This is a genomic window from uncultured Roseibium sp. (genome assembly GCF_947496995.1).
In the GTDB taxonomy this organism is placed as follows: domain Bacteria; phylum Pseudomonadota; class Alphaproteobacteria; order Rhizobiales; family Stappiaceae; genus Roseibium.
The window spans coordinates 15351-39435 of record NZ_CANMFD010000002.1 but is presented as its reverse complement, the minus strand read 5'-3'; the positions used below and the strand labels follow the sequence as shown (position 1 = coordinate 39435).

The 24085-nt window shown below is 60.4% G+C and carries 20 protein-coding genes; 10 read left to right on the top strand and 10 right to left on the bottom strand.

Annotation, left to right across the window (positions count from 1 at the left end):
• Positions 1–113: 113 nt before the first annotated feature.
• The 8 genes from Q1B40_RS08830 to Q1B40_RS08795 all read left to right on the top strand — a co-directional run bounded on the left by Q1B40_RS08830 (position 114) and on the right by Q1B40_RS08795 (position 8816).
• Positions 114–1733 (top strand): ATP-binding protein, encoded by a 1620-nt coding sequence (locus Q1B40_RS08830; protein WP_299812682.1) that lies wholly within the window; start codon positions 114–116, stop codon positions 1731–1733.
• Positions 1733–2359 (top strand): response regulator transcription factor, encoded by a 627-nt coding sequence (locus tag Q1B40_RS08825; RefSeq protein ID WP_299812680.1) that lies wholly within the window; start codon positions 1733–1735, stop codon positions 2357–2359. Before Q1B40_RS08830 ends, Q1B40_RS08825 begins: the two co-directional genes overlap by 1 nt.
• Before the next feature lie 136 nt (positions 2360–2495).
• A complete protein-coding gene (locus tag Q1B40_RS08820) occupies positions 2496–2882 on the top strand; it encodes a response regulator (RefSeq protein ID WP_299812678.1) in 387 nt (128 codons plus the stop codon).
• Positions 2883–3075: 193 nt separating this feature from the next.
• On the top strand, positions 3076–3912 hold the full coding sequence (locus Q1B40_RS08815; protein WP_299814842.1) for an alpha/beta hydrolase: 837 nt from the start codon (positions 3076–3078) through the stop codon (positions 3910–3912).
• 91 nt (positions 3913–4003) lie between these two features.
• Positions 4004–4255, top strand: a complete 252-nt coding sequence (locus Q1B40_RS08810) for a DUF1427 family protein (RefSeq protein WP_299812676.1) — start codon at positions 4004–4006, stop codon at positions 4253–4255.
• 39 nt (positions 4256–4294) lie between these two features.
• A complete protein-coding gene (locus tag Q1B40_RS08805) occupies positions 4295–4984 on the top strand; it encodes a hydrolase (RefSeq protein ID WP_299812674.1) in 690 nt (229 codons plus the stop codon).
• Between the two features lie 258 nt (positions 4985–5242).
• A complete protein-coding gene (locus Q1B40_RS08800) occupies positions 5243–7093 on the top strand; it encodes an amidohydrolase (RefSeq protein ID WP_299812672.1) in 1851 nt (616 codons plus the stop codon).
• A gap of 106 nt (positions 7094–7199) precedes the next feature.
• Entirely contained in the window at positions 7200–8816 is a 1617-nt protein-coding gene (locus tag Q1B40_RS08795; RefSeq protein WP_299812670.1) for an MFS transporter, read from the top strand.
• 241 nt (positions 8817–9057) lie between these two features.
• On the opposite strand, the gene Q1B40_RS08790 is transcribed toward Q1B40_RS08795, so the two are convergent.
• Positions 9058–9942: a LysR family transcriptional regulator gene (locus Q1B40_RS08790; protein ID WP_299812668.1), complete on the bottom strand. Its 885-nt coding sequence runs from the start codon at positions 9940–9942 to the stop codon at positions 9058–9060.
• An 88-nt stretch (positions 9943–10030) separates the two neighbouring features.
• Between Q1B40_RS08790 and Q1B40_RS08785 the strand changes: the two genes are divergently transcribed.
• Together Q1B40_RS08785 and Q1B40_RS08780 are read left to right on the top strand one after the other, a co-directional pair.
• Complete coding sequence (locus tag Q1B40_RS08785) at positions 10031–10336, top strand: YciI family protein (protein ID WP_299812666.1); 306 nt, start codon at positions 10031–10033, stop codon at positions 10334–10336.
• 224 nt (positions 10337–10560) lie between these two features.
• On the top strand, positions 10561–11079 hold the full coding sequence (locus tag Q1B40_RS08780) for a DUF421 domain-containing protein (protein WP_299812664.1): 519 nt from the start codon (positions 10561–10563) through the stop codon (positions 11077–11079).
• Positions 11080–11115: 36 nt separating this feature from the next.
• Here Q1B40_RS08780 and dnaE read toward each other — a convergent pair whose 3' ends face one another.
• From dnaE to nuoN, 9 genes are all read right to left on the bottom strand, one after another.
• Positions 11116–14619 carry a DNA polymerase III subunit alpha gene (gene dnaE, locus Q1B40_RS08775; RefSeq protein WP_299812662.1) on the bottom strand — a complete coding sequence of 1168 codons (3504 nt, stop codon included), beginning with the start codon at positions 14617–14619 and terminating at the stop codon, positions 11116–11118.
• Between the two features lie 640 nt (positions 14620–15259).
• Positions 15260–15976 (bottom strand): ABC transporter ATP-binding protein, encoded by a 717-nt coding sequence (locus tag Q1B40_RS08770; protein ID WP_299814839.1) that lies wholly within the window; start codon positions 15974–15976, stop codon positions 15260–15262.
• 10 nt (positions 15977–15986) lie between these two features.
• A complete protein-coding gene (locus Q1B40_RS08765; protein ID WP_299812660.1) occupies positions 15987–17291 on the bottom strand; it encodes a lipoprotein-releasing ABC transporter permease subunit in 1305 nt (434 codons plus the stop codon).
• A gap of 99 nt (positions 17292–17390) precedes the next feature.
• The gene (gene proS, locus Q1B40_RS08760) at positions 17391–18722 is read right to left on the bottom strand and encodes a proline--tRNA ligase (RefSeq protein ID WP_299812658.1); all 1332 of its coding nucleotides are present in this window, start codon (positions 18720–18722) and stop codon (positions 17391–17393) included.
• Positions 18723–19396: 674 nt separating this feature from the next.
• Positions 19397–19687, bottom strand: coding sequence for a DUF1467 family protein (locus Q1B40_RS08755; protein ID WP_068418532.1), 291 nt, complete (start codon positions 19685–19687; stop codon positions 19397–19399).
• Between the two features lie 4 nt (positions 19688–19691).
• Positions 19692–20096: a methylmalonyl-CoA epimerase gene (mce, locus tag Q1B40_RS08750; RefSeq protein WP_299812653.1), complete on the bottom strand. Its 405-nt coding sequence runs from the start codon at positions 20094–20096 to the stop codon at positions 19692–19694.
• Between the two features lie 47 nt (positions 20097–20143).
• Positions 20144–21823, bottom strand: a complete 1680-nt coding sequence (locus Q1B40_RS08745) for a ribonuclease J (protein ID WP_299812651.1) — start codon at positions 21821–21823, stop codon at positions 20144–20146.
• A gap of 35 nt (positions 21824–21858) precedes the next feature.
• Positions 21859–22632: a biotin--[acetyl-CoA-carboxylase] ligase gene (locus Q1B40_RS08740; protein WP_299812649.1), complete on the bottom strand. Its 774-nt coding sequence runs from the start codon at positions 22630–22632 to the stop codon at positions 21859–21861.
• 8 nt (positions 22633–22640) lie between these two features.
• Entirely contained in the window at positions 22641–24080 is a 1440-nt protein-coding gene (gene nuoN / locus Q1B40_RS08735) for an NADH-quinone oxidoreductase subunit NuoN (RefSeq protein WP_299812647.1), read from the bottom strand.
• Positions 24081–24085 lie beyond the last annotated feature (5 nt).

Genomic DNA, 24085 nt, shown 5'->3' with positions numbered 1-24085 from the left:
CATTCAATCTGGTATTCCCTCTGATCGAAGGATCGGCTGCAGGAGGGCACGACCGAACAACGACGCAGTTTGCTTTCCGGCAGAGCCCCGCGGGAATCCATTGAGGTAAGAAAGTGCACTCGACGAGTAAATCGAGGGAAGACCATCTCTTCCTGCTTACGACATCACTCAGTGGCCGCGATCAATGGCAGTTTGCAATTGGCGTGCTGGTCGTGCTCGTTGCCGCGCTTCTGGTCACAGTGCCCTTCGCAAGCATCGCGCTCGAACACACGGAAGCATTGCTTCCCGCCTATGCAACCGCAGTATTCATCGTCGATCTCGTGACCGCAACGTTGCTGCTGGCTCTGTTTTCAGTTCAGCGTTCGAGTGCCGTACTCGCCCTATCGCTCGGATACCTCTTTTCGGGAGCGATGATCCTGCCATGGGCACTCACGTTTCCGGGGGTGTCCGCTTCGCTCGGCCTGCCCGATGCCGGACTTCAAACCACCGCCATGATTGCCACAGTGCGCCGCCTCAGTTTCCCGCTGTTTGTACTTGCCTACGCGCTCATGAAGGATTCCGACACGTTCTTGCGAACTCCGCAGGGCACCGAGCGCAACATAATCGTTATGAGCGTCACCGGCGTCATCGTCATCGCACTCGCTCTCACATGGCTCGTCGTGGCCAATGATGATGCGCTGCCGACGTTCATGCGGGACGAGATGCACGTCTCGGACCTCTGGCATTACGTTCCAGCCACTGCGGTTGGCCTTTCTCTGGCCGGGCTTCTCAGTCTCTGGAGAGGTCGATGCTCCGTACTCGATCTCTGGCTGATGGTGGTGCTGTGTTCGAGCCTCATCGAGATCATTCTTCTGTCTTACGTCAGCTCGGGTCTCCGCCTCAGCGTCGGCTGGTGGGCAGGACGACTTTACGGGTTGATCTCCGCAAGCATAGTTTTGCTGGTCTTGCTCTCAGAAACGATGACACTCTACGCGCGGCTTGCTCGGTCGGTTCTGGCTGAGCGCCGCACGCGCGATGCCAGGATCACGGCGATGGAAGCCTTGTCGGCATCCATCGCGCATGAAGTCAACCAGCCGCTGGCAAGCATGGTGACCAATGCCGATGCAGGAATGCGCTGGCTCGGAAGGTCTCCCCCCGATCTCCCGGAGGCAAAGGCTGCACTGGAACGCATCGTCAATGACGGCCATCGCACCGCCAAGGTTATCGACGGCATCAGGACGATGTTCAAAAAGGGTACCCAGGAACGGGTTCCAGCCGACGTGAACCAGCTCATTGTCGAAACCTTGAAGCGCAGCCGGAGCGAGACACATCTGGCGCGCATATCCGTCCAGACGGAGCTTTACGAGACACTGCCACTGGTAACGGGGTGTCCCGTCCAGCTTGAGCAAGTCATCTCGAATCTCGTCGCGAACTCCATTGACGCCATGACTGCCGTAAGCAGCCGGGAGCGTGTGTTGCGCATCCAGACCGCGCCTCAGGGCTCGGACAGAATTCTGGTTTCAGTTGAAGACTCGGGCTCCGGAATGACACCCGATTGCAAGGAGCGTATTTTCGAGCCGTTCTTCACGACGAAACCCGACGGGATGGGCATGGGGCTCATTTTTTGCCGGTGGATCATCGAGGCCCATGGCGGACGGTTGTGGATGATGGACAACGAGCCGCACGGCACCATCTTTCAGTTCACGCTGCCACGAGCCGATGCTCCCATATTCCTGACCGGGGAACGGACATAATGAGCACGGACCAGTCCCTCGTCTTCATCATAGACGACGACCCGTCAATGCGCGCTTCCATCGAGAGCCTGGTACGCTCCGTCGGTCACACCGCGCAGTCGTTTGCATCGACCCGAGAGTTCATGCTCAGCGAGTTGCCTGAAGTCTCCGGTTGCCTGGTGCTTGATGTCCGATTACCGGGGCAAAGCGGGCTTGAGTTTCAGCAGGAACTGGCCAGGTCTGACGTCCATTTTCCCGTCATATTCATCACCGGCCACGGCGATGTTCCCATGTCCGTTTCCGCGATGAAAGCCGGAGCAATCGAATTTCTCACCAAGCCGTTCCGCGATCAGGACCTCCTCGATGCGATACACAGAGGTCTTGAAATAGATCGGGACCGCAAAGCAGAGGCGGTGATGCTGGCGGAGCTTCGACAACGCTACAAATCGCTGACGCCGCGTGAACGCGAAGTCATGCCGCTCGTCGCTTCGGGTTGGTTGAACAAGCAGATTGCCGCAGAACTCGACCTCAGCGATATCACGGTCAAGGTCCATCGCGCGCAGGTCATGCGCAAGATGGAAGCGAAATCGTTGCCTGACCTCGTACGTTTCTCGGACAAATTGGCTCTCGCTACCCAAAAGCGTTAGACGGCCGAAACCACCGTATAATTGTTCCCACACCACCCATTCGTCCAACATTCCCTGGCCCAAGCGGTTGCCGTGTTGTGTGACATGGCGGCAAGCCCTGTCGGTGCCGCTGATTGAGCTGACGGAAATCGTGGTGATGTCTGAAAAGTCTCTGATTTCCATCGTCGACGATCATGATGCGTCCCGTGAGGCTGTTGCCGGCCTCGTCAGGTCGCTTGGGCTTGTGACCGCTGTCTTCGAAAACGCGTTCGATTTCCTGAAATCGGAAGAGTTTTCGCGAACAGCCTGCCTGATTGCAGACATACGAATGCCAAGGATGACAGGGCCTGAGCTTTACAATCACCTGATAGCTACCGGCACCCCAATTCCGACGATCTTCATCACCGCCTACGTCGATGAAAGGGATCGGGAGCTCGCACTGAAGGCTGGGGTCCATTGCTATCTTTCGAAGCCTCTCAGCCCCGACGACCTTCTCGCATGCATTCGTTCCGTCATCAGCAACGGGTCTGAAGGGCCCGAATGAACGTTATCGGTGCCCAAAGCCCCAGGAAGCCACGGAGTTCAAAATGATTTCAACCATCGCCCCGGGCCTGTCGCTCAACCGGCGAGATGCCCTGATTTCGGGCTCTGCGCTCGCCGCCAGCTTCGCCTTTCCGACGATCATGGCGCATGCCACGGAACCAGCTACCAACGACATTCAAGAAGGAAACATCACCATGGGCTTTGTCACGACCACAGACAACGTACAGATCTTTTTCAAGGATTGGGGCCCCCGGGACGCTCAACCCATCGTCTTTCATCACGGCTGGCCACTCAGCTCTGACGACTGGGACGCGCAAATGCTCTTCTTTCTTTCGAAGGGCTATCGCGTCGTCGCTCACGACCGCCGCGGCCACGGACGCTCGGAGCAGGTCGCCGAGGGACACGACATCGATCACTACGCCGCCGACGCATTTGCCGTCGCCGAAGCGTTGGATCTTCGCAACGCTGTACACATCGGCCATTCCACCGGTGGCGGTGAGGTCGCCCGCTACGTCGCCAGGCACGGTGAGCCTTCCGGCCGGGTGGCAAAAGCCGTTCTCGTTGCCGCCATACCGCCGCTGATGCTGAAAACGGAAAGCAATCCGGAAGGCACGCCGTTGGAAGTCTTCGACAGCTTTAGAGACGCTCTGGCCGCCAACCGGGCTCAGTTCTTTCGCGACGTCCCTTCGGGTCCTTTCTACGGCTTCAACCGCGACGGCGCGACGGTCCATGAAGGCGTGATCCAGAACTGGTGGCGGCAGGGCATGATGGGCAGCGCCAAGGCGCATTACGACGGCATCAAGGCCTTCTCGGAAACCGACCAGACCGAGGACCTCAAGGCGATTACCGTACCGACCCTCGTCCTGCATGGCGAGGATGACCAGGTTGTTCCGATCGCTGCAGCGGCCTTGAAGTCCGTCAAGCTGCTGCCGAATGGAACCCTGAAGACCTATCCCGGCTATTCCCACGGCATGTTGACGGTAAACGCCGAGGTACTGAACGCCGACCTTCTGAACTTCGTCGCCGGATGACGGGTATCTGCGTGGCAGGGCCTTCGGCCCTGCCCGCTTAACCGAGTACTTGCGTGCGTTCCAGAGGGCGCCCGTTCAACAGGAGCTCTGCATGAGTCAGTTTCAGCCCTATCTGCTCTCGCTTGGCATCGGTTTGGGTGTCGGCGTGATCTACGGTTTTCTGGCCGTCAAATCTCCTGCTCCGCCGATCATCGCCCTCCTCGGACTTCTCGGCATGCTCGCCGGTGAAGCCGGGGTGCAATGGCTGAAAGGCCAGACGAATTTTGTGCAGTCCTGCCTGCATGAAAAATCCTTCGCACACAGTGCTTCCGAGGATGACGCGAAGAACCGCGACGCCACCTGAACCCTTTCCCCCTCTCAACCCGACATCTGGAGCCAGTCCATGTCCAGCAAACTCGACGTCCTCACCCCCCAGAACAGCCAGGTCATCTTCATTGACCATCAGCCGCAGATGGCCTTTGGCGTTCAGTCAATCGATCGGCAAGTGCTGAAGAACAACACGGTGGCACTCGCCAAGGCCGCAAGGGTCTTCAATGTGCCCGTAACGATCACCACGGTTGAAACAGACGGTTTCTCCGGTCCGACTTATCCGGAGCTGCTCGACGTCTATCCCGAAACCCCGCTTTTGGAACGGACTTCGATGAACTCCTGGGACGACCGCAAGGTTCGTGACGCACTGGCCAGAGGCGCCGCCGATGGCCGCAAGAAGATCGTTGTCTCCGGCCTCTGGACCGAAGTGTGCAATCTCTCTTTTGCGCTCTCCTGTCTGAAGGACACCGATTACGAGATCTATATGGTGGCCGATGCATCGGGCGGGACATCCGTTGATGCCCACAAATACGCCATGGACCGAATGGTTCAGGTTGGCGTTGTGCCGGTAACCTGGCAGCAGGTCCTGCTGGAATGGCAGCGCGACTGGGCGCGCAAGGAAACCTATGACGCGACGCTGAACGTCGTAAAGGAGCATTCCGGGGCTTACGGCATGGGCGTCGACTACGCCTATACCATGGTTCACAAGGCTCCTCAGCGCACCAAACATTCCGCGCCGCGACTTGATCCTAAACCGGCGTGAAGAAACACCGATCCGGCAGCTTCCCTGCTGCCGGATCGATCTTCCGTGATCCTCACCCGGAGATGCCGATGGATCGACTTGGCCTGACTGTACGGCCTGGATGAGCGGGTGCCTGGCACTGAACTCGACATATCCCGGCTGTTTCCGCTCGCTGTGCAAGCCAGGTTGATGCGGAAAAACCTCCAAACAAGCAATCGCGGCTGCGAGCTACGGGCTCCGCGGCGAAATTCAACATACGGACCCGCGAAGGAGATCCCGATGTCGGAACAAGATCTGATCATAGTCAATGCCAAGGTCACGACGCTGGACAAGCAGAATCCGGTCGCCGAAGCGGTGACCATTCGCGGTGGAAAATTTCTCGCGGTCGGCTCCGAGGCAGAAGCCCGCGCAGCAGCGCCCGACGCGACAGTGATCGATGCTGCTGGCCGCCGTCTCATTCCGGGTCTGATCGATAGCCATACCCACGTGATCCGTGGCGGTCTGAACTACAATATGGAACTCCGCTGGGACGGGGTACCGAGCCTTTCCGAGGCGATGGCCATGCTCAAGACCCAGGTAAGCCGTACCCCCGCGCCGCAATGGGTCCGGGTGGTCGGCGGTTTCACCGAGCATCAGTTCGCCGAAAAGCGCCTGCCGACCCTGGACGAACTGAACATTGTCGCACCCGACACACCGGTCTTCATCCTGCATCTTTATGACCGTGCGCTGCTCAACGCCGCCGCGCTGCGTGTCGTGGGCTACACCAGGGACACACCCAACCCGCCGGGCGGCGAAATCATCCGGGACGCGAAAGGCAACCCGACCGGTTTGTTGCTGGCGCAGCCGAACGCGACGATCCTTTATTCGACACTGGCCAAGGGACCGAAGCTCGATCCTGATTATGCACTGAACTCTTCCCGGCATTTCATGCGCGAGTTGAACAGCCTCGGCATCACTTCCGTGATCGACGCAGGCGGTGGCTTTCAGAATTATCCCGACGATTACGAGATCATCGAGAAGCTGCATGCCGACGATCAGTTGACGGTCCGGATCAGCTACAATCTCTTCACCCAAAAGCCGAAAGAGGAAATGGACGACTTCTCCTCCTGGGTGAAACAGGTCTCCCCCGGCCAGGGCGACGACACCTACCGCCACAACGGCGCGGGCGAAATGCTGGTCTATTCAGCCGCCGATTTTGAGGACTTCCGGGTCGCGCAACCGGAAATGCCGCCGAACATGGAAACCGACCTCGAACCGGTCATCCGGCTGCTGGCCGAACACCGCTGGCCATGGCGTTTGCACGCGACTTACGATGAGACCATCTCGCGCGCCCTCGATGTCTATGAAAAAGTGAACCGGGATATCCCGCTTCAAGGCATCAACTGGTTCTTCGATCACGCCGAAACGATTAGCGAAAAGAGCATCGACCGGATCGCCGCACTCGGTGGCGGCATCGCCGTGCAACATCGCATCATGTACCAGGGCGAATACTTCATCGACCGGTATGGTGCGAAAGCGGCGGAAAACACGCCGCCGATCAAGCGGATAATGGAAGCGGGTGTGCCACTCGGCGCGGGAACTGATGCCACGCGTGTGGCAAGTTACAACCCCTGGGTTTCGCTCTCCTGGCTTGTGACCTCACAGACGCTGGGCGGCACCCGTCTCTATCCGCCGGCAAACCGGCTCGACCGTGAGACGGCGCTAAGACTGTGGACCGAAGCCAACACCTGGTTCTCCAACGAGGAAGGCAAAAAAGGGCAGATAAAGATAGGTCAGCTCGCAGACCTCGCCCTCCTGTCCGACGACTACTTCTCCGTACCAGAAAGCGAGATAGTTCATCTGCGCTCGGTCCTTACGGTGCTGGGCGGCAAGGTGGTGCACGGTGACGGCACTTTCGCGCCGCTGGCCCCCGCCCTGCCCGCACCGATGCCGGACTGGTCACCGATCGCGACGTTCAGCGGTTATCACACGTCCCCCGAATCCCGGGCGAAACTGGCTGTTCATTGCGGCTGCGCCAACGACTGCGTGGTCCATGGACACAATCACGCAGCCGCGCTCGGCGCCAGTGTGCCGGCATCCGATGCCCGCACCTTCTGGGGCACTTTCGGGTGTGGTTGCTGGGCGGTCTGAGCCGACTTTGCCCTGAAATGACATGAACTCGATCTGCGGGCGTTCACGTCCACTACCCGATCCGAACGGCCAATGAACGCCATTCTGCCGGCGACAAGGAAACAAGATGACCGAAGCCACTGCGAAACCCGACGGAGGTTCCGGTCCCCTGAGTTTCACGGTGTTCCGCGCCCTCTGGATCGCCACCATTGTTTCGAACGTCGGCACCTGGATGAGCGATGTAGGTTCCGCCTGGCTGATGACCTCGCTCTCGACGAGCCCGATGCTGGTTGCCCTGGTCCAGGCTGCAACGACACTGCCGATGTTTCTTCTGGCGCTGCCGGCCGGCGCGATGGCCGATATCATTGATCGCCGCAGGATGTTGCTCGCGACCCAGACGCTCGGCCTCGCGGCAGCGGCAACACTGTCCATCCTGACACTGCTGGAGTTCACGACACCCTGGGTGCTTTTGGGCGTGACCTTCCTCCTCGGCGTCTCCGCGGCGCTCAGCGCGCCGGTCTTTCAGGCCATAGTGCCGGAGCTGGTCGACAAACAGACGTTGCCGGACGCGGTCGCGCTGAACTCGCTCGGAGTGAATATTTCACGCGCCATCGGTCCGGCGCTTGGCGGTGTGATTATAGCCATCGCAGGGACACCGGCCGTCTTCGCCTTGAACGCCCTCTCCGTAATGGCGGTTTTAGGTGTCCTTTTTTTCTGGAAACGTCCGGCAACCATCCAGAGCCTGCCGCCCGAACACTTCTTCGGTGCCCTGCGAGCAGGCTACCGCTACACGCGGCACTCACCGGCATTGAGACTGGTGCTGCTGCGCTCCGTGGGCTTCTTCCTGTTCGCCAGCGCGCTCTGGGCAATGTTGCCCCTGGTTGGACGGCGCGCGTTGGAGCTTGAGGCAGCCGGATACGGCGCCCTGCTTGGCTGTATGGGTTTGGGAGCCGTATTAGGCGCACTGCTTCTGAAGCATCTGCGCAAGAAGGTGCCGAGCAACACGATTTCCGTGTGGGCGACACTGCTTTTCGCTTTGGCGACACTCGCGCTTGCCCAGGTTCCCAATGTCTGGATTGCGGGGGCGACCCTGTTCTTCGCGGGGCTTGCCTGGATCGGAATGCTGACTTCCCTCAATGTCGCCGCGCAAATGGCCTCACCCGGGTGGGTCAAGGCGCGGGCCCTTGCCGTCTATCTGGTGGTGTTTCAAGGTGCCATGACCGGCGGAAGCATCCTTTGGGGGATAATCGCCACCCAGGCAACCGTGGATACGGCGCTGAACGTTGCGGCGATCGGATTGCTGGCTTCGCTTCTGCTGGCAAGACGCTGGCGTCTGCCGAAAGATTCCACCATCGATCTGGCTCCCTCGAACCATTGGGCCGAGCCTGTTGTCGCCGTTCCGTTTGAAGATGATCGCGGCCCTGTCCTGATCGAGATTGAATACCATGTCGATCCCGACCGGCTTGGCGAATTCGTTGCCGCGCTGCGTAAATTCAAAACCACTCGCTACAGGGACGGAGCAATCCGCTGGAATGTCTGGGAGGATGTGGCAGAACCCGGCCGCGTGATCGAAGCTTTTGTCGTCGAGAGTTGGGTAGAGCATCAGCGCCAGCATGCCCGTGCGACCCATTGCGATCAGCTGGACCAGGAGACTCTCCACAGCTTCCAGCTGGGAGACACGCCTCCGGTCGTGCGGCATCTCTTGCAGCCGCGAAAGGCCTCGCCAGCGCTTTCGCAGGCGTAGATTTGCGGCTGCAGCACGCTCAACAGCCTAGTTCCGCTCCCAAGGTACCGAAGGCATTCGACCCAAATGCCGCGCGTGGCCGCTGCCGAGAAGTGCATTGGAAATTTCACGTCCAGCTTTGGACGCAGATTTTTCAGAAGATTGGAACCGCAACCTCATCCTTGTGGCGGATGTCGGCCCCGTGTGACTGTGGCGCTTGTCGTCTAGAAACTCCCGGCCACCGCCTGATCGAATCCCCCTCTCAGCCGTCACTGCCCCATGCTATCCCCGCCAGCCAATCCTTTACGACTGCCACCGACACCCGAGCGCTCTGGTCAACATGGGACAAAAGCCAGACGTCCCTGACCGGCAGGCTGGTGCCGTCACCGGCGGGAAGCCTCGACAGACGCTTGTCCCTGTCGGCAACCAGCCTCGGCAGGATCGTCCTGCCAAGTCCGGCGGCGGCGGCTTCCAGAGCGGTTTCGGCATCGGTCACTCTCAGCGATGCACGCGGGGCGCCTTGGCGGTTCAGTTCCGCTTCGATCCATCGCGCCTGTGGCAGACCCGAATGCGCCTCATCATAACCGATCCAGGGCAGTGTCTCCGGGTGCTCCGCTTCCGCCGGTGGCGGGCCGTATACTCCAAACGCCAGTTCCGCGAGTTTCTGCGCCCGAATACGCAGGCCACCCTGCGCCGGTCTGGCAAAGCGCACAGCCAGATCGGCCTCCCTCCTGGAAAGATCGAGATTGCCTGCGGACGGCACCAGTTCGACGGCCAGTTGCGGGTGCCTGTCGGTCAGGCTTGCCAGAGCGTGAACCAGGACACGGTTGACGATGATCGGCACCGAACTGATGCGCACGACACCGCTCACAGTTCCCGAAATTCCGCCGAGTTTCTCCTGGATCGCGATATGTTCCCGTTCGACCGTCTCGGCATGGGCGATGAGTTCAATGCCGGCATCCGTCGGTTCATAAAGACCGGCCGCACTGCGCACGAAGAGTATGACACCAAGCGCATCTTCGATACGCCGGAGACGCCGGGCAATCGTCGTCTCGCTCACACCGGTCGCAAGGCCCGCCTCCCTGAGCTTCCCGCTGCGGTGGAGGGCCAGCAGATATTTCAGGTCGTTCCAGTCATGGCTCTGCATAATTGCAGACTAGGACGGCAAAGATGCCAGTTCAATCGTCAGTTCCGCTGTGACAACCTGCGGCCACTTCACCTAAGGAGCTGACCTCATGAAATTCATTGTCCTGTTCGAGGACCATCCGGATGCCGCCCCGGATATCCGCAAGACCCATATGTCCCGGCACCTCACCTTTCTGGAATCCCGCTCAGACATGATCGAGGCTGCAGGTCCTCTCTCGGACCCCACAAATGCCGGGCGTGACGGGCTCTGGATTGTCGAGGCTGACCGGGAGGAGGACGTCGAGCGGCTGATCCGTGAAGACCCGTTCTGGCCGACCGGACTGCGCAAGTCCTGGTCCATCCTGACGTGGAAACAGGTCTATGCCGCCGGCGGAAGGCTCATCGAGGCGGTCTGACCAGGCCGCCCTCGCCGGATCTGCCGAGTAGTCCGGCGAGCGTTCCCAGCCTCGTCGCAGCGGTATTGACCCCCCGAACCACCTGAATCCGGAACCTTGCGGCCGCCGAGCAGTTGTTCCCTTGTTACCGGAACCCACCAAGGACGCCAGACAATGCTCCGCACTACTCAGATTCGAGACAGGCTTACCCGCCGCACAGCCCTGCGCATTGGAGCAATACGCTGATGTTTTTCAGTTCTGTTCCGGTCGATACCATTGCGCGTGCCGCGCTGCTGTCCACCATCGCGCTGATCTGGGTGGTGTTTGTCGTGCGGGTCATCGGCCTGCGGGCCTTTTCGAAGATGACGTCCTTCGACTTCGTGGTGACGGTGGCGACCGGCTCGTTGCTGGCGGGCGCAAGTCAAGCGACAAGCTGGTCCGACTTCGCGCAAAGCTGCCTTGCCATCACGACCCTGCTTTCAGTCCAATTCGTCGTGGCGCGCTGGCGCAGGGCCTCCGATCACTTTCAGCAACTTTCCCAGAACACCCCGATCCTGCTCATGGAGGATGGGGCCTTCCTGCCGGAAGCTTTGCGCCGGACCCGGGTGGCGCGAAACGATATCTATGCAAAATTGCGGGAGGCGAATGTCCTGTCGCTTGCCAACGTGCGAGCGGTTGTTCTGGAAACCACCGGTGACATTTCCGTCCTGCACGGCCCGGAGCTGGAAACTGAGCTTCTGACCGGTGTGCGCACGCGCGTTTGAGCAACAGGCCCAACGCACGCCCTCTTTCTCGTGCCCTTACGCCACCTGCACATCCGTCACGCCCGGCACCGCCTTCAGTGCTCCGGCGATCTCGGGTGACAGGCGGAAGCGGCCCGGCAGCTTGACTTCCACCTCGCGCGCACCGTTTTCCAGAAGAACGATGACCGTCACATCGCCCTCGCCGCGCATCGTGAGATGTTTGGCAAGGCTCTGGATGGGGCGTTCGTCGCGGACGAAGACGCGCATGCTCTTCTGAAGACGGGCGGCGACCTTGTCGATCGGGTCCACCTGCTCGATCCGTAGCGAAGGCTCGTCATCGCGCATATCGGCGCCGACCAGAATCACGACGGATCGGCCGGTCTGAAGCGATTCACGGAACTGCTCCAGCTTTTCTCGGAACAGCAGCGCCTCATACTGGCCGGTGGCGTCGGAGAGCCGGGCAATGCCCATGCGCGTGCCGGTCTTGGTCTTGCGCTCCTGCATGGAAATCACCGTGCCGGCCAGACGCCCGGCGGAAGCACCCTTCTTCACCGCCTCGGCAAACTGCGTCCAGGGCTGGACACGCATCTTGTCGAGGATACCGGCGTATTCGTCGATCGGATGGGCGGAGAGATAAAAACCGATGGCGGAATGCTCTCGCTGCAGCTTTTCCTCCGTCGCCCAGGGCTGAACTTCGTCCAGTTGCAGCGGCTCTTCGCTGTCGCTGCCGCCGAAAAGCTCGTCCTGGCCAAGCGTGCGGTTCTCCTCCGTGCGCTGCGCCAGACCCATGACCCGATCGAGACCTTCAAAGACCCGCGCCCGGTTGGGCTCAAGTTCGTCGAAAGCTCCGGCGGCAACGAGATTTTCCAGCGTCCGCTTGTTGAGCATCTTCGGCGAGATCCGGCGGGCAAAATCACCGAGGCTCTTGAAGGGCGTGTCTCCCCTCACCTCGACAATGTGTTCGACCGCCTGTTCTCCCGCTCCCTTGATCGCCCCAAGGGCGTAAAGGATCTTGCCGTCGGCCACGTCGAAATACACCTGGCCGCGGTTGATCGACGGCTGCTCGATCTCGATTCGCATGCGCCGGGCTTCCTGGCGGAAGTCTCCCAACTTGTCGGTGTTGCCCATATCGAGCGTCATCGATGCGGCCATGAATTCGACCGGGTAGTTCGCCTTCAGCCAGGCCGTATGATAGGACACCAGCGCATAGGCAGCCGCGTGCGACTTGTTGAAGCCGTAGTTGGCGAATTTCGCCACAAGGTCGAAGATCGTTCCGGCCTGGGTCTTGTTGACACCCTGTGCAACCGCCCCATCCACGAAGCGGGCCCGCTGCACTTCCATCTCCGCGGCAATCTTCTTGCCCATCGCACGGCGCAGAAGATCGGCTTCGCCGAGCGAATAGCCCGACAGCACCTGGGCGATCTGCATCACCTGTTCCTGGTAGACGATGATGCCGTTCGTCTCCATCAGGATGGGTTCCAGCAGCGGATGCAGACAGTCCGGCTCCTGTTCGCCGTGCTTGACGGCGTTATAGACCGGAATGTTCTCCATCGGTCCCGGCCGGTAGAGTGCCACCAAAGCGATGATGTCCTCGAACCGGTCCGGCTTCATGCCAGCGATGGCCCGGCGCATGCCCTGACTTTCCAGCTGGAACACGCCGAAGGTCTCGCCCCGCGCCAGCATCTGGTAGGTCTGTTCATCGTCGATCGGCAGCCCGGCGACATCGATCGTAATTCCACGCCGCTCGATCAGCTTCACGGCGGTGTCGATGACGGTCAGCGTCTTCAGGCCAAGAAAGTCGAACTTCACCAGCCCGGCATCCTCGACCATCTTCATGTTGAACTGCGCCACCGGCATGTCCGAGCGCGGATCGCGGTAGAGCGGCACGAGCTGTTCCAGCGGCCGGTCACCGATCACCACGCCTGCCGCGTGGGTGGAGGCGTGCCGGTAAAGCCCTTCCAGCTTCTGCGCCATGCCGAGCAGTCGCTCGACATTCTCCTCGTCCTTGGCCGCCTCGCGCAGGCGCGGCTCATCGGCGATGGCCTGGGCGAGCGTCACCGGATTGGCCGGGTTCGCCGGCACCAGCTTGCACAGCCGGTCAACCTGGCCGTAGGGCATCTGCAGCACCCGGCCGACATCGCGCAGCACGGCACGCGCCTGCAACGACCCGAAGGTAATGATCTGCGCCACTTGCTGGCGGCCGTATTTTTCCTGAACGTAGCGGATCACCTCTTCACGCCGGCTCTGGCAGAAGTCGATGTCGAAATCCGGCATCGACACACGTTCCGGATTGAGGAAACGTTCGAACAGCAGGGAGAACCGCATCGGGTCGAGGTCGGTAATGGTCAGTGCCCACGCCACCAGCGAGCCCGCCCCGGAGCCGCGGCCCGGCCCGACGGGAATATCCTGCCCCTTGGCCCATTTGATGAAGTCGGCAACGATCAGGAAGTAGCCGGGAAATTTCATCCGTTCGATGACACCGGTCTCATAGTCGAGCCGGTCCCAGTAATCCTTTTCCTCAAGCCCCGGCGCAAGGCCGTGGGCATCGAGGCGCGCCCGCAGCCCCTCGCGCGCCTGGCGTTTCAGCTCCTCGGTTTCCGCCTGCTCGGCTTCCTCCCCGTCCACATCGGCGCTGGTGAAGCGCGGCAGAATGGGGTCACGGCGCAACGGGCGGAAATGACAACGCTTGGCGATTTCCACCGTGGAAGCCAGCGCCTCGGGCAGATCGGCAAAGAGCGCGCACATTTCCGCCCGGCTCTTGAAATAATGCTCCGGGGTCAAGCGGCGGCGATCGTCCTCGATCAGCACCCGGCTTTCGGAAATGCAGATCAGGGCGTCATGCGCCTCATAATCCTCGCGCTTGGGGAAAAACGCCTCGTTGGTTGCGACCAACGGCAGGCCCATGTCGTAGGCTAGCGCAAGGAAAGCCTCCTCGGTCTTGCGCTCCACCTCCATGCCGTGGCGCTGGATCTCGACGTAACAGCGCCCGGCAAAGCCCGTTGCCAGCTTCTGCAGCCGTTCCCTGGCCAGATCCTTGCGTCCGGCAAGCAGCGCCGCACCGACAGGCCCGAGGGCCCCGCCGGTCAAAACAATCACGTCGTCGGATCTGGACAGCAGATAGTCGAGCGATACATGCGGCCGAAGCCCTGTTTCCGTATCCAGGAAGGCGCGTGACGACAGCTCCATCAGGTTGCCGTAGCCGCGTTCGCTCATGGCGATCAGAACCACATCGGCCAGCGCAGGCTCACCCCGCCGTCCGCTCTCCAGTCCATCGTCGAAGAACACGGACAGCTGGCAGGCGGTGATCGGCTGGATGCCGGCTCCCCAGGCCTTGCCGGAAAACTCCTGCGCTCCGAACAGATTGTTGGTGTCGGCAATCGCCAGCGCCGGCTGGCCGTCGGCCTTGGCCAGATCCAGCAGCTTCTTGATCGGCAGCGCGCCTTCCAGGAGAGACAGCGCGGAGTGGACCCTGAGGTGAACATACCCCGGCCCCGCGCCCGCCTGTCCTGCATGTCCAGCAGCGCCGGAAGGCACGATGGCAGAGGAGTGGGAATCAGTCATGACGGCGCTTCTCGCATCTTCCGGAATCAGCTTTCAAGTGAAGCGCTTCAGAAAAGATATGTCGAGCCGTCAAAGCGGTTGTTACCGCTGTTCTTTGCCACATCGTCCCGCCCGGCACACCGAAAGACGGCGCACACAAAAACAACACACGGACACGGCAGCAAATTTCTTATCGCGAGAGCAAGGCACGCCGGAAACACTTCCCGGCGCACCGGAATGGGATCTTCCCTCAGAAGACGAATTTCTCAGCCGACGGAAAACAGCACGTCGCCCCAGACAGCAAGCGTCGTGCAGAAACACATCAGGGAACCGAATGCGGCAAAATCACGAGCGATATAAATCATCACACCCTCCAACCTTGGCTTATGGCTTGAAGAGAGTATGTTCAATGTTTGTTCTCTTTGCAAGCCCTTTTTGTTCCTGTTGCCATCAAGAGGATCAAATTATCTGAAAATCACGGGTTTTCGCTTTGTTCCGCTCTTGTCGAGGCGTGCAAGAAAGTTTTGTCCGGTGTCATGTCGTGCATCTCGTTCTCGATTGAACGCGGCACGATCCGGCGCTTGTAGGCAGGGGGAGTTAAAAAAAACAGGCCTTGCCGTTTCTCAATCCGGATTATCCGGTCCGGCAACTGGCAGCAGACCTAAAGCGGCTGTACCAGCCCGTCCTTCAGGGTGATCGAGCGATCCATCTGCGCGGCGAGTTCCAGATTATGTGTGGCGAACAGCGTCGCGACGCCGGAGGCCCGCACAAGCGCCGCCAGGGCATCGAAGACATATTTGGCCGTCGTCGGATCGAGATTGCCCGTCGGTTCGTCCAGCAGCAGGATGCGCGGCGCATTGGCCACCGCACGGGCAACCGCCACCCGCTGCTGCTCACCACCGGAAAGCTCCGAGGGACGGTGCTTTCCCCGCTCGCCAAGCCGCATGTAGCTGAGCAGTTCATCGGCCCGCTCGGCGGCGACCTTTTTCGGAAGCCCGCGGATCATCTGCGGCATCATGATGTTCTCCTGCGCGGTAAATTCCGGCAGCAGATGATGGAACTGGTAGACAAAGCCGATGTCGTTGCGGCGGATGGCTGTGCGCTGGTCGTCGGACAACTCCGAACAATTCACCGGTCCGAGAAACACATCCCCCTCGTCGGGGCGCTCCAGCAGCCCGGCGATATGCAGCAGGGTGGATTTGCCGGTTCCGGACGGCGCGACCAGCGCCACCATTTCCCCGGCCTCGATCCGCAGGTTCGCACCGTTGAGGATGTGAAGCTTGCGGTCGCCCTCATCGAAACTGCGCCCTATGCCGGCAAGCTCGAGAGCCGCCGGTGCGAGGCCAGATGTCCGGCATGGATCGACGGTCATGTTCATCGGCGCTTCCTCACTCATACCGCAGCGCTTCAACAGGATCGAGCCGTGCGGCCCGCCAGGCGGGATAAAGCGTCGCCAGCAGCGACAGCACCAGGGCCATCAGGAGCACCGTCAGCGTTTCACCGCTGTCGATTTCCGCCGGCAGCCTGGACAGGAAGTAGAGCGTCGGGTCGAAAAGCTGCGTTGACGTCAGCCACGAGACACCCTGGCGGATGCTCTCGATATTCAGGCAGACAACCAGACCGAGTACGAACCCCGCGAAGGTGCCGACACAGCCGATGCTGGCGCCGGTGATCAGGAAGATCCGCATGATCGAACCGCGGGTTGCCCCCATGGTGCGCAGAACGGCGATGTCCCTGCCCTTGTCCTTCACCAGCATGATCAGTCCGGAAATGATGTTGAGCGCCGCCACCAGCACGATCAGCGTCAGAATGATGAACATCACGTTGCGCTCAACCTCCAGCGCGGAGAAAAACGTCACGTTGCGCTGCCGCCAGTCGGTGACGAAAGTCGGACGCTCGGCGGCTTCTTCGATGGCCTTGGCCATGACGCCGACATTGTCCGGATCGACCACATAGATCTCGATCCCGGTCGCCTTGGTGTCCATGTTGAAATAGGCCTGCGCCTCTTCCAGCGGCATGAACACGAAGGTGCTGTCATATTCGCTCATGCCGATCTCGAAGACGGCCGACACCGGATAGGCCTTCAGCCTTGGCGTCACCCCCATCGGCGTGACGCTGCCACGCGGCGAAATGATGGTGATGTTGTCGCCCGTGGTCACGCCGAGCTGCTGCGCCATGCGCGAGCCGATGGCGATCCCCTCGCCTTCGTCGAAGCCGTCAAGAGAGCCGGAACGGATGTTGTTGGCGATCAGCGGCACACGGCGGAGGTCCGCCTCGTGAATACCGCGCACCAGGGCTCCCAGATTGCCTGCAGGCCCGGAGACCAGCGCCTGGCCCTCGATGAAGGGAATGGCGCTGACCACATCAGGCACGCCTTCCAGTCGCGCCGCCACCGCGTCATAGTCGGTGAGCGGCAGATCTATCGGCTGCACGAGCATATGGCCGTTGATGCCGAGAATCTTGCCCAGGAGCTCGGAGCGGAAGCCGTTCATCACCGCCATGACGATGATCAGCGTCGCCACGCCCAGCATGATCCCGGCAAAGGAAAATCCGGCGATGACGGAAATGAAGGTCTCGCGCCGCCTCGAGCGCAGATACCGGCCGGCGATCATCCACTCGTAGGCGGAAAACGGACGTGTCGGCTCAGCTGATTTCCGGCTCTCGTCAACGTCCGCAGTATCTACCGCTGTCATCGTCCATCCACTTCAGCAATGCCCCACCGGCCCCAATGACTTGTGGCGGCTCGCGGCGGCCTGCGGCCGAATCCCCGCTCCGAGCATCACCGCAGTTATCTAACCCGTCAATGCCGCCGTCAGTTTGTTCAGCGTCGCTTCCGGGGAAAGCATTTCCTTTTCCCCAGTTGCGCGGTCCTTGACCTCCAGAAGGCCGTCTTTCAGCCCGCGCGGACCCGCCACAACCTGGAACGGCAAGCCGATGAGATCCATGGTCGCGAACTTCGCGCCCGCCCGCGTATCCGTGTCGTCGTAGAGCACCTCGATACCCGCGGACTCAAGCTTGCCGTAAAGATCTTCCGACACACTGTCGGTAAGATCGTCTCCCGGCTTCAGGTTGACCAGACCGACATGGAAAGGTGCCACGGATTTCGGCCAGATGATTCCATTTTCATCATGATTGGCCTCGATCAAGGCGCCAAGAAGGCGGGAGACGCCGACGCCATAGGAGCCCATATGAACCGCAACCTCGGTGCCGTCCGAGGTGGCGACCTTCGCCCCCAGAGGTTCGGAATACTTGGTGCCGAAGTAAAATGTCTGACCGACCTCGATACCGCGCGCGACGATGCGCTTGTCTTCAGGTACTGAAGCCTCGAACTCCGCCTTGTCGACGATGTCCTCCGTAGCGGCGTAAAGCGACGTCCAGTCACTGACGATGGGCGTCAGGTCACCGTTGAAATCGACATCCTCGCCCGGCGTCTCCTTGCCCAGATAGTCAGCGTGGCAGTAAACCTCGCTCTCACCGGTGTCGGCGAGCACGATAAACTCGTGGCTCAGATCGCCACCGATGGGACCGGTCTCGGCACGCATCGGGATCGCCGTCAAGCCCATGCGCTTGTAGGTGCGCAGATAGGCAACGAACATGCGGTTGTAGGCCTCGACCGCCCGTTCCTTGTCCAGATCGAAGGAATAGGCGTCCTTCATCAGGAATTCCCTGCCCCTCATGATGCCGAAGCGCGGACGGACCTCATCACGGAACTTCCACTGGATATGGTAAAGGTTGAGCGGCAGATCCTTGTAGGAGCGCACATAGCTGCGAAAGATCTCGGTAATCATTTCTTCGTTGGTCGGACCGTAGAGCATCTCGCGCTCGTGCCGGTCGGTGATGCGCAGCATCTCCTTGCCATAGGCATCGTAGCGGCCGCTCTCGCGCCACAGGTCGGCGGACTGGATGGTCGGCATAAGCAGCTGAATGGCCCCTGCCCGCGCCTGCTCTTCTTCCACGATCCGCTCGATCTTGCGCAGCACCTTCAGTCCCAGCGGCAGCCAGGAATAGATCCCCGCAGATTGCTGGCGAATCATGCCGGCACGCAGCATCAGCCGATGGGAAACGATTTCCGCTTCTTTCGGTGTTTCCTTGAGGATGGGCAGAAAGTATCTGGAAAGACGCATGAATATTCTCTCAGTCCTGGCAACGCCTGTTTGCGGCGCAGTCAAAGCGCAAGCGGCGCACAAAAACAAGTCCTTTACGCTGCGCCTGCCATCTTTTGCGGGATTTGCCGCAAAATAGGCCGAGAAGGCGCAGACGCAATGCATTTTACCGCCTGGTTTTGGGCCTGGCGCCAGCATGATCTGACGTCGAATTTTCCGCTTGCGAAATAGGCAAGCAAAAAATGTAGGCTACACACTACAAATAGGTGACAAGTCAGATTCAATCCGTTAGGTTTTTGTTTCATAAGAAAAAGACGCCTTGGTAGTAATGCCAAGAAGCTGAAGGACATCGCGGTCTGAGTCTTGGGAGGAAGGACCCTTAGGCGCGCCTCACGGTTCGCAGCCGCCCAACCGGATTGTTAACCCAATCGGTAAGGGAATAGGGTCAGTTTAGACGCGGAACTTTACAAAGGCAGGGCTTGACCCTGCCTTTTTCTTTTTCTGAATATCAATTTGAAGAATTCGTTCCGATTTTCTGCAGGTGAGCGGCGTTATTGGAGGAAATCCCGGAACTGGACCAGTTCCGGAGCGTGTCCCATTGCTCTGAACTCGGGAAATCACCCGAACGCATTTGCACAGCAAACGCTGCCTTGAGCGTCTTCCTCAAACCATAAGTTTGCTTGAGCGCAGACGCTCTAATTCCCGGGATTGCCGTAGCTCTCGGCCGGCGGATTGAAGAACGGAATATCGTCCAGACCGTATCCCGATGCCCGCATGCCCACAAAACCGGCGAACAGGACCGTGGCGACGATGGTCGTCAGCACGATCACCTTCAGGAAGCGCGGCCTGTCCGGGGCGCTTGGCTCCGAACCCGGAATCACGTCTCCCGCCTCTTCCTGGGTCCGGTGCATGCCGAAGGGAAGAATGGCGAACAGGATAATCCACCAGATCAGGAAGTAAATCGCCAGGCCGAACGTTACGGACATGCTTTTACGCCTCTTCCAGTTCGGTCAACGTGCCCAGAAAATCCTTCGGATGCAGAAACAGGACAGGTTTGCCATGCGCGCCGATCTTCGGTTCGCCGTCGCCCAGTACCCGCGCGCCGTTTTTCACCAGTTGGTCCCGCGCGGCGATGATGTCATCGACCTCATAGCACACGTGATGGACACCGCCGGACGGGTTCTTCTCCAGGAACTTCGCGATAGGCGACCCCTCGCCCAGCGGTTCCAGCAGTTCGATCTTGGTATTTGGCAGATTGATGAACACGGTCGTCACGCCATGGTCCGGCTGATCCTGCTTGCCTGAAACCTCGGCGCCGAGCGTGTCCCGGTAAACCGCTGTCGCCGCATCGATGTCCGATACGGCGATTGCGACATGGTTGAGCCGGCCGATCATGCATTTTCCTCCGCAATCGGCGGCCGGGACCGGCCGCCTGTGAAAGGTTATAGCCGGGTCACCATCACCTTGCAGAGCGTCTTTTTGCCCCACACGCTCTGGATCTCCGCGCGTGCTGCCCGCCGGGCAGCTTCGCCGATCAGTTCCTTGTCCTTGCGCCGGGCTTTCGGAATACTCTTCATCGCGCCGTTGACGGCCTTGATGACGATATTCTCCATCGGCTCACCCTCGTCGTCCGTGTCCGGCAGACCGAGCAGCGTGACTTCGGGATCGGTGAGAAGTTCTCCCGCCCGATTGATGACCAGCGCAATGACGGCAGCCCCCGCAAACGACAGTTTGCGCCGTTCGCCGACACCGGTGACTTCCGGGTCGTCGAGAATGTCGCCGTCCTTGACCATGATGCCGAAAGGCGCTTGATCGATGACAGCGGCCTTGCCGGCGGTCAGGCGAACGATGTCGCCGTTCTTGCCGCGCACGACTTCAGGAACGCCCTGTTCGCGGGCAAACGCCGCCTGGGCGGCAAGATGCAGCGGTTCGCCGTGCACCGGCAGCAGGACCTTCGGTTTCAGCAGCTTGTAGAGCTGCTCCAGTTCGCCCCGGCGCGGGTGGCCGGAAACGTGCACCAGCGCATCCTTGTCGGTAACGATGTCGACGCCCAGGTCCGCGAGATTGTTGAGAACCTCGGCAACCGCCTTTTCATTGCCGGGAATGGTCCGCGAGGAAAAGATCACCATGTCGCCCTTGGACAGCGCGACGTTGCGGTGATCTCCGGAGGCAATTCGTGCCAGAGCGGCGCGGTTTTCCCCTTGCGAGCCGGTGCAAAGAAGCACCGCCTTTTCGCGCGGCAGATAGCCGAAGGCGTCCTCGCCATGGAAAGCCGGCAGGCCTTCCAGATAGCCGAGTTCTCCCGCAACTTCGATCACCCGGTGCATCGAGCGGCCCACCACGACGACATCGCGTTCGTTGGCCGCCGCAGCCTCGGCAATCGCCCGGATACGGGCAACGTTGGAGGCAAAGGTTGTGATGGCGATCCGCTTTGTCGCCTTTGCCATCACCTTCTTCAGCTCTTCGGCCACATCCGCTTCACTCGGGCTGACGCCGTCGCGGATCGCGTTGGTGCTGTCGCAGACCAGTGCCATCACGCCTTCGCGGCCGAGCTCCGCCAGCCGATCCAGGTCGATCGGCAACCCGACGCCCGGGGTCGTATCGATTTTCCAGTCGCCAGTATGCAGAACCATGCCCGCCGGCGTACGGATAGCCAGCGCACAGGGTTCCGGGATCGAGTGAGCCATGGCGACGAACTCGACGTCGAACGGCCCGATGTTGACCCTGTCGCCCTGCTTCACCACCGTCACCGGCACTTCTTCAGCACCCGGCTCGCTTTCGGTCTTGGCGGCAAGCAACCCGGCCGTGAAGGCCGTCGCATAGACGGGAACCTTCAGAAACGGCCAGAGATGCAGGATGGCGCCATAGTGATCCTCATGTGCGTGGGTGATCACCATGCCGACAACATTGTCGATCTCGTCTTCCAGAAACTTGATGTCCGGCACGACCACGTCGATGCCGGGAAGCTCGGGACCAGCGAAGCTGACGCCGCAATCGACGATCAGCCAGGTCCTGTTGTCTTCGGGGCCGTAGCCGTAAAGACCCAGGTTCATGCCGATTTCGCCAACCCCGCCCAATGGCAGAAACACTATGTCGTTATCTTTCTTTTTGGCCGAAGCCATGAATTGCTCCTTTAAAGCTGTGCACAGGCCGGCGGTTAAGCCTCTGGCAAAAACACGTCGCCTGCATAAACGGTGCGCTGGCCGCCATCTTCCTGTTTCAACACGAGATAGCCGCGCGCATCCATATCGGCAAAAATGCCGGTAATTTCTTCCCGGGCGGTTCTGACCGTTATTTCCCTGCCCAGATGTGCCGCCCGATTGAGCCAGGCGGTCCGGATACTTTCAAACCCGTCAGGCCGCTGCCAGTGGCTAAGCTGCTCCGCCAGGGATTCCGCCAGGCAGGCAAAAAGCCGTTCCGCGGTTACCTGAAATCCGAGACTTCTCAGATCGGTTGCCTGATAGAGCGTAAGCGGCGGGTGGGAGACACAATTCACACCAAACCCGATGACCACGGCCCGCCGGCCATCGGCCAGTGTTTCCGCTTCAAGAAGTATTCCTGAAAGCTTGGCTCCGCCGACCAGGAGATCATTTGGCCATTTCAGCGATACCAGTTGCAGTGTCCCGGCTGCTTTGTCAACGGCTTCCGCAAGAGCAACCGCCGCCGCAAGAGGCAATTCGGCGATTCTGTCGGCCGGTTCGGGGTCAATCAGCAGTAGACTGGCAAAAAGATTGCCCTCGGACGACATCCAGTCCCGGCCGCGCCGACCCCGGCCTTCCGACTGCTCCCGTGCCCGGATCCATAGATTGCCGGGATGACCGGCACGGGCGCGTTCGAAACACAGCGAATTGGTCGAACTGACGGTCTCCAGCTCTTCATAGAGAAAGTCCGGCGCACCGGGCGCCGGACATTCCAAGCCCTGGGCGGTCATGCCGGCGGTCAGAACAGGGACTGCGCCGCCGCACTGGCGGCATTGACCACATGTCCCGGAGCCAGCCAGAAGAAGATGACGAAGACACTGGAGAGGCCGAGCACCACCCGCAGTTCCATCGGCATCTTCTCGAAAGCCTCGACCGGCTCGTCGAAGAACATCACCTTGACGATGCGCAGATAATAGTAGGCGCCGACCACCGACATCAGCACGCCGATGACTGCCAGCGGATAAAGTCCGGCCTGGACTGCCGCCACGAAGACGTACCATTTGCCGAAGAAGCCGATCAGAGGCGGTATTCCGGCCAGCGAGAACATCAGCAATGCGAGCAGGATCGCCATCGGCAGGTTGGTTTGTGACAGTCCGGCGAGATCGTCGATCTCCTCAACCATGCCGTCCTTGCGGCGCATCGACAGGATGACGGCAAAAACGCCGAGCGTCATGCCGAGATACGCCATCATGTAGAAGATCACGCCTTCCACACCGGTCTGCGTACCGGCGGCAAGCCCGACGAGCGCATAACCCATATGACCGATGGAGGAATAGGCCATCAGTCGTTTCAGGTTGCGCTGCCCGATGGCGGCAAACGCACCGAGCGCCATGGAGGCGATGGACACGAAGACCACGATCTGCTGCCAGTCGCTGGTCACAGGCTGGAAAGCCTCGATGACGATCCGGACCAGCATGCCCATGGCAGCCACTTTCGGGGCGGCGGCCAGGAAGGCGGTAACAGGGGTCGGTGCGCCCTCATAGACATCCGGGGTCCACATGTGGAACGGCACCGCGGAAATCTTGAAGGCAAGGCCGGCCAGAATGAAGGTCAGACCGATGACAAGACCGATCGAGTCGCCCTCGTGAGTCAGAACCTCGGCGATTTCCGCAAAGCCGATCTGCCCGGTGAAGCCGTAGACCAGCGACATTCCGTAAAGCAGCATGCCGGAGGACAGCGACCCGAGCACGAAATACTTCAGGCCGGCTTCCGTGGAACGCACGCTGTCGCGGTTGATTGCCGCCACCACATAAAGCGCAAGGCTCTGCAGTTCGAGACCGAGATAGAGCGCAATCAGGTCGTTGGCGGACAGCATGAGCATCATGCCAAGCGTCGCCAGCACGATCAGGATCGGGTATTCGAAATGATCGAAGGACTGGCTCTTGGCATAGGCCCAGGACATGGCGATCGCAAAGAACGACCCTGCCAGCACGAGCAGTTTCAGAAGATAGGCGAAATCGTCAAGAACGAAGGATCCGCCGAAGGTCTCGCCAAAGGTCGGCACAAGCAGAAGCACCAGGAAGGTACCGCCCAGCAGGCCCATCGCACCGCCGAAAACCGCGTAGCTGACGCCTTTGCCGCCGAAGGCACCGACCATCAGCAACGCCATGGCTCCGAGGGCCAGGATGATCTCCGGCAGGACCGGCATGAGATCTGGCAATTGGGTCATATCCGACATAGCTC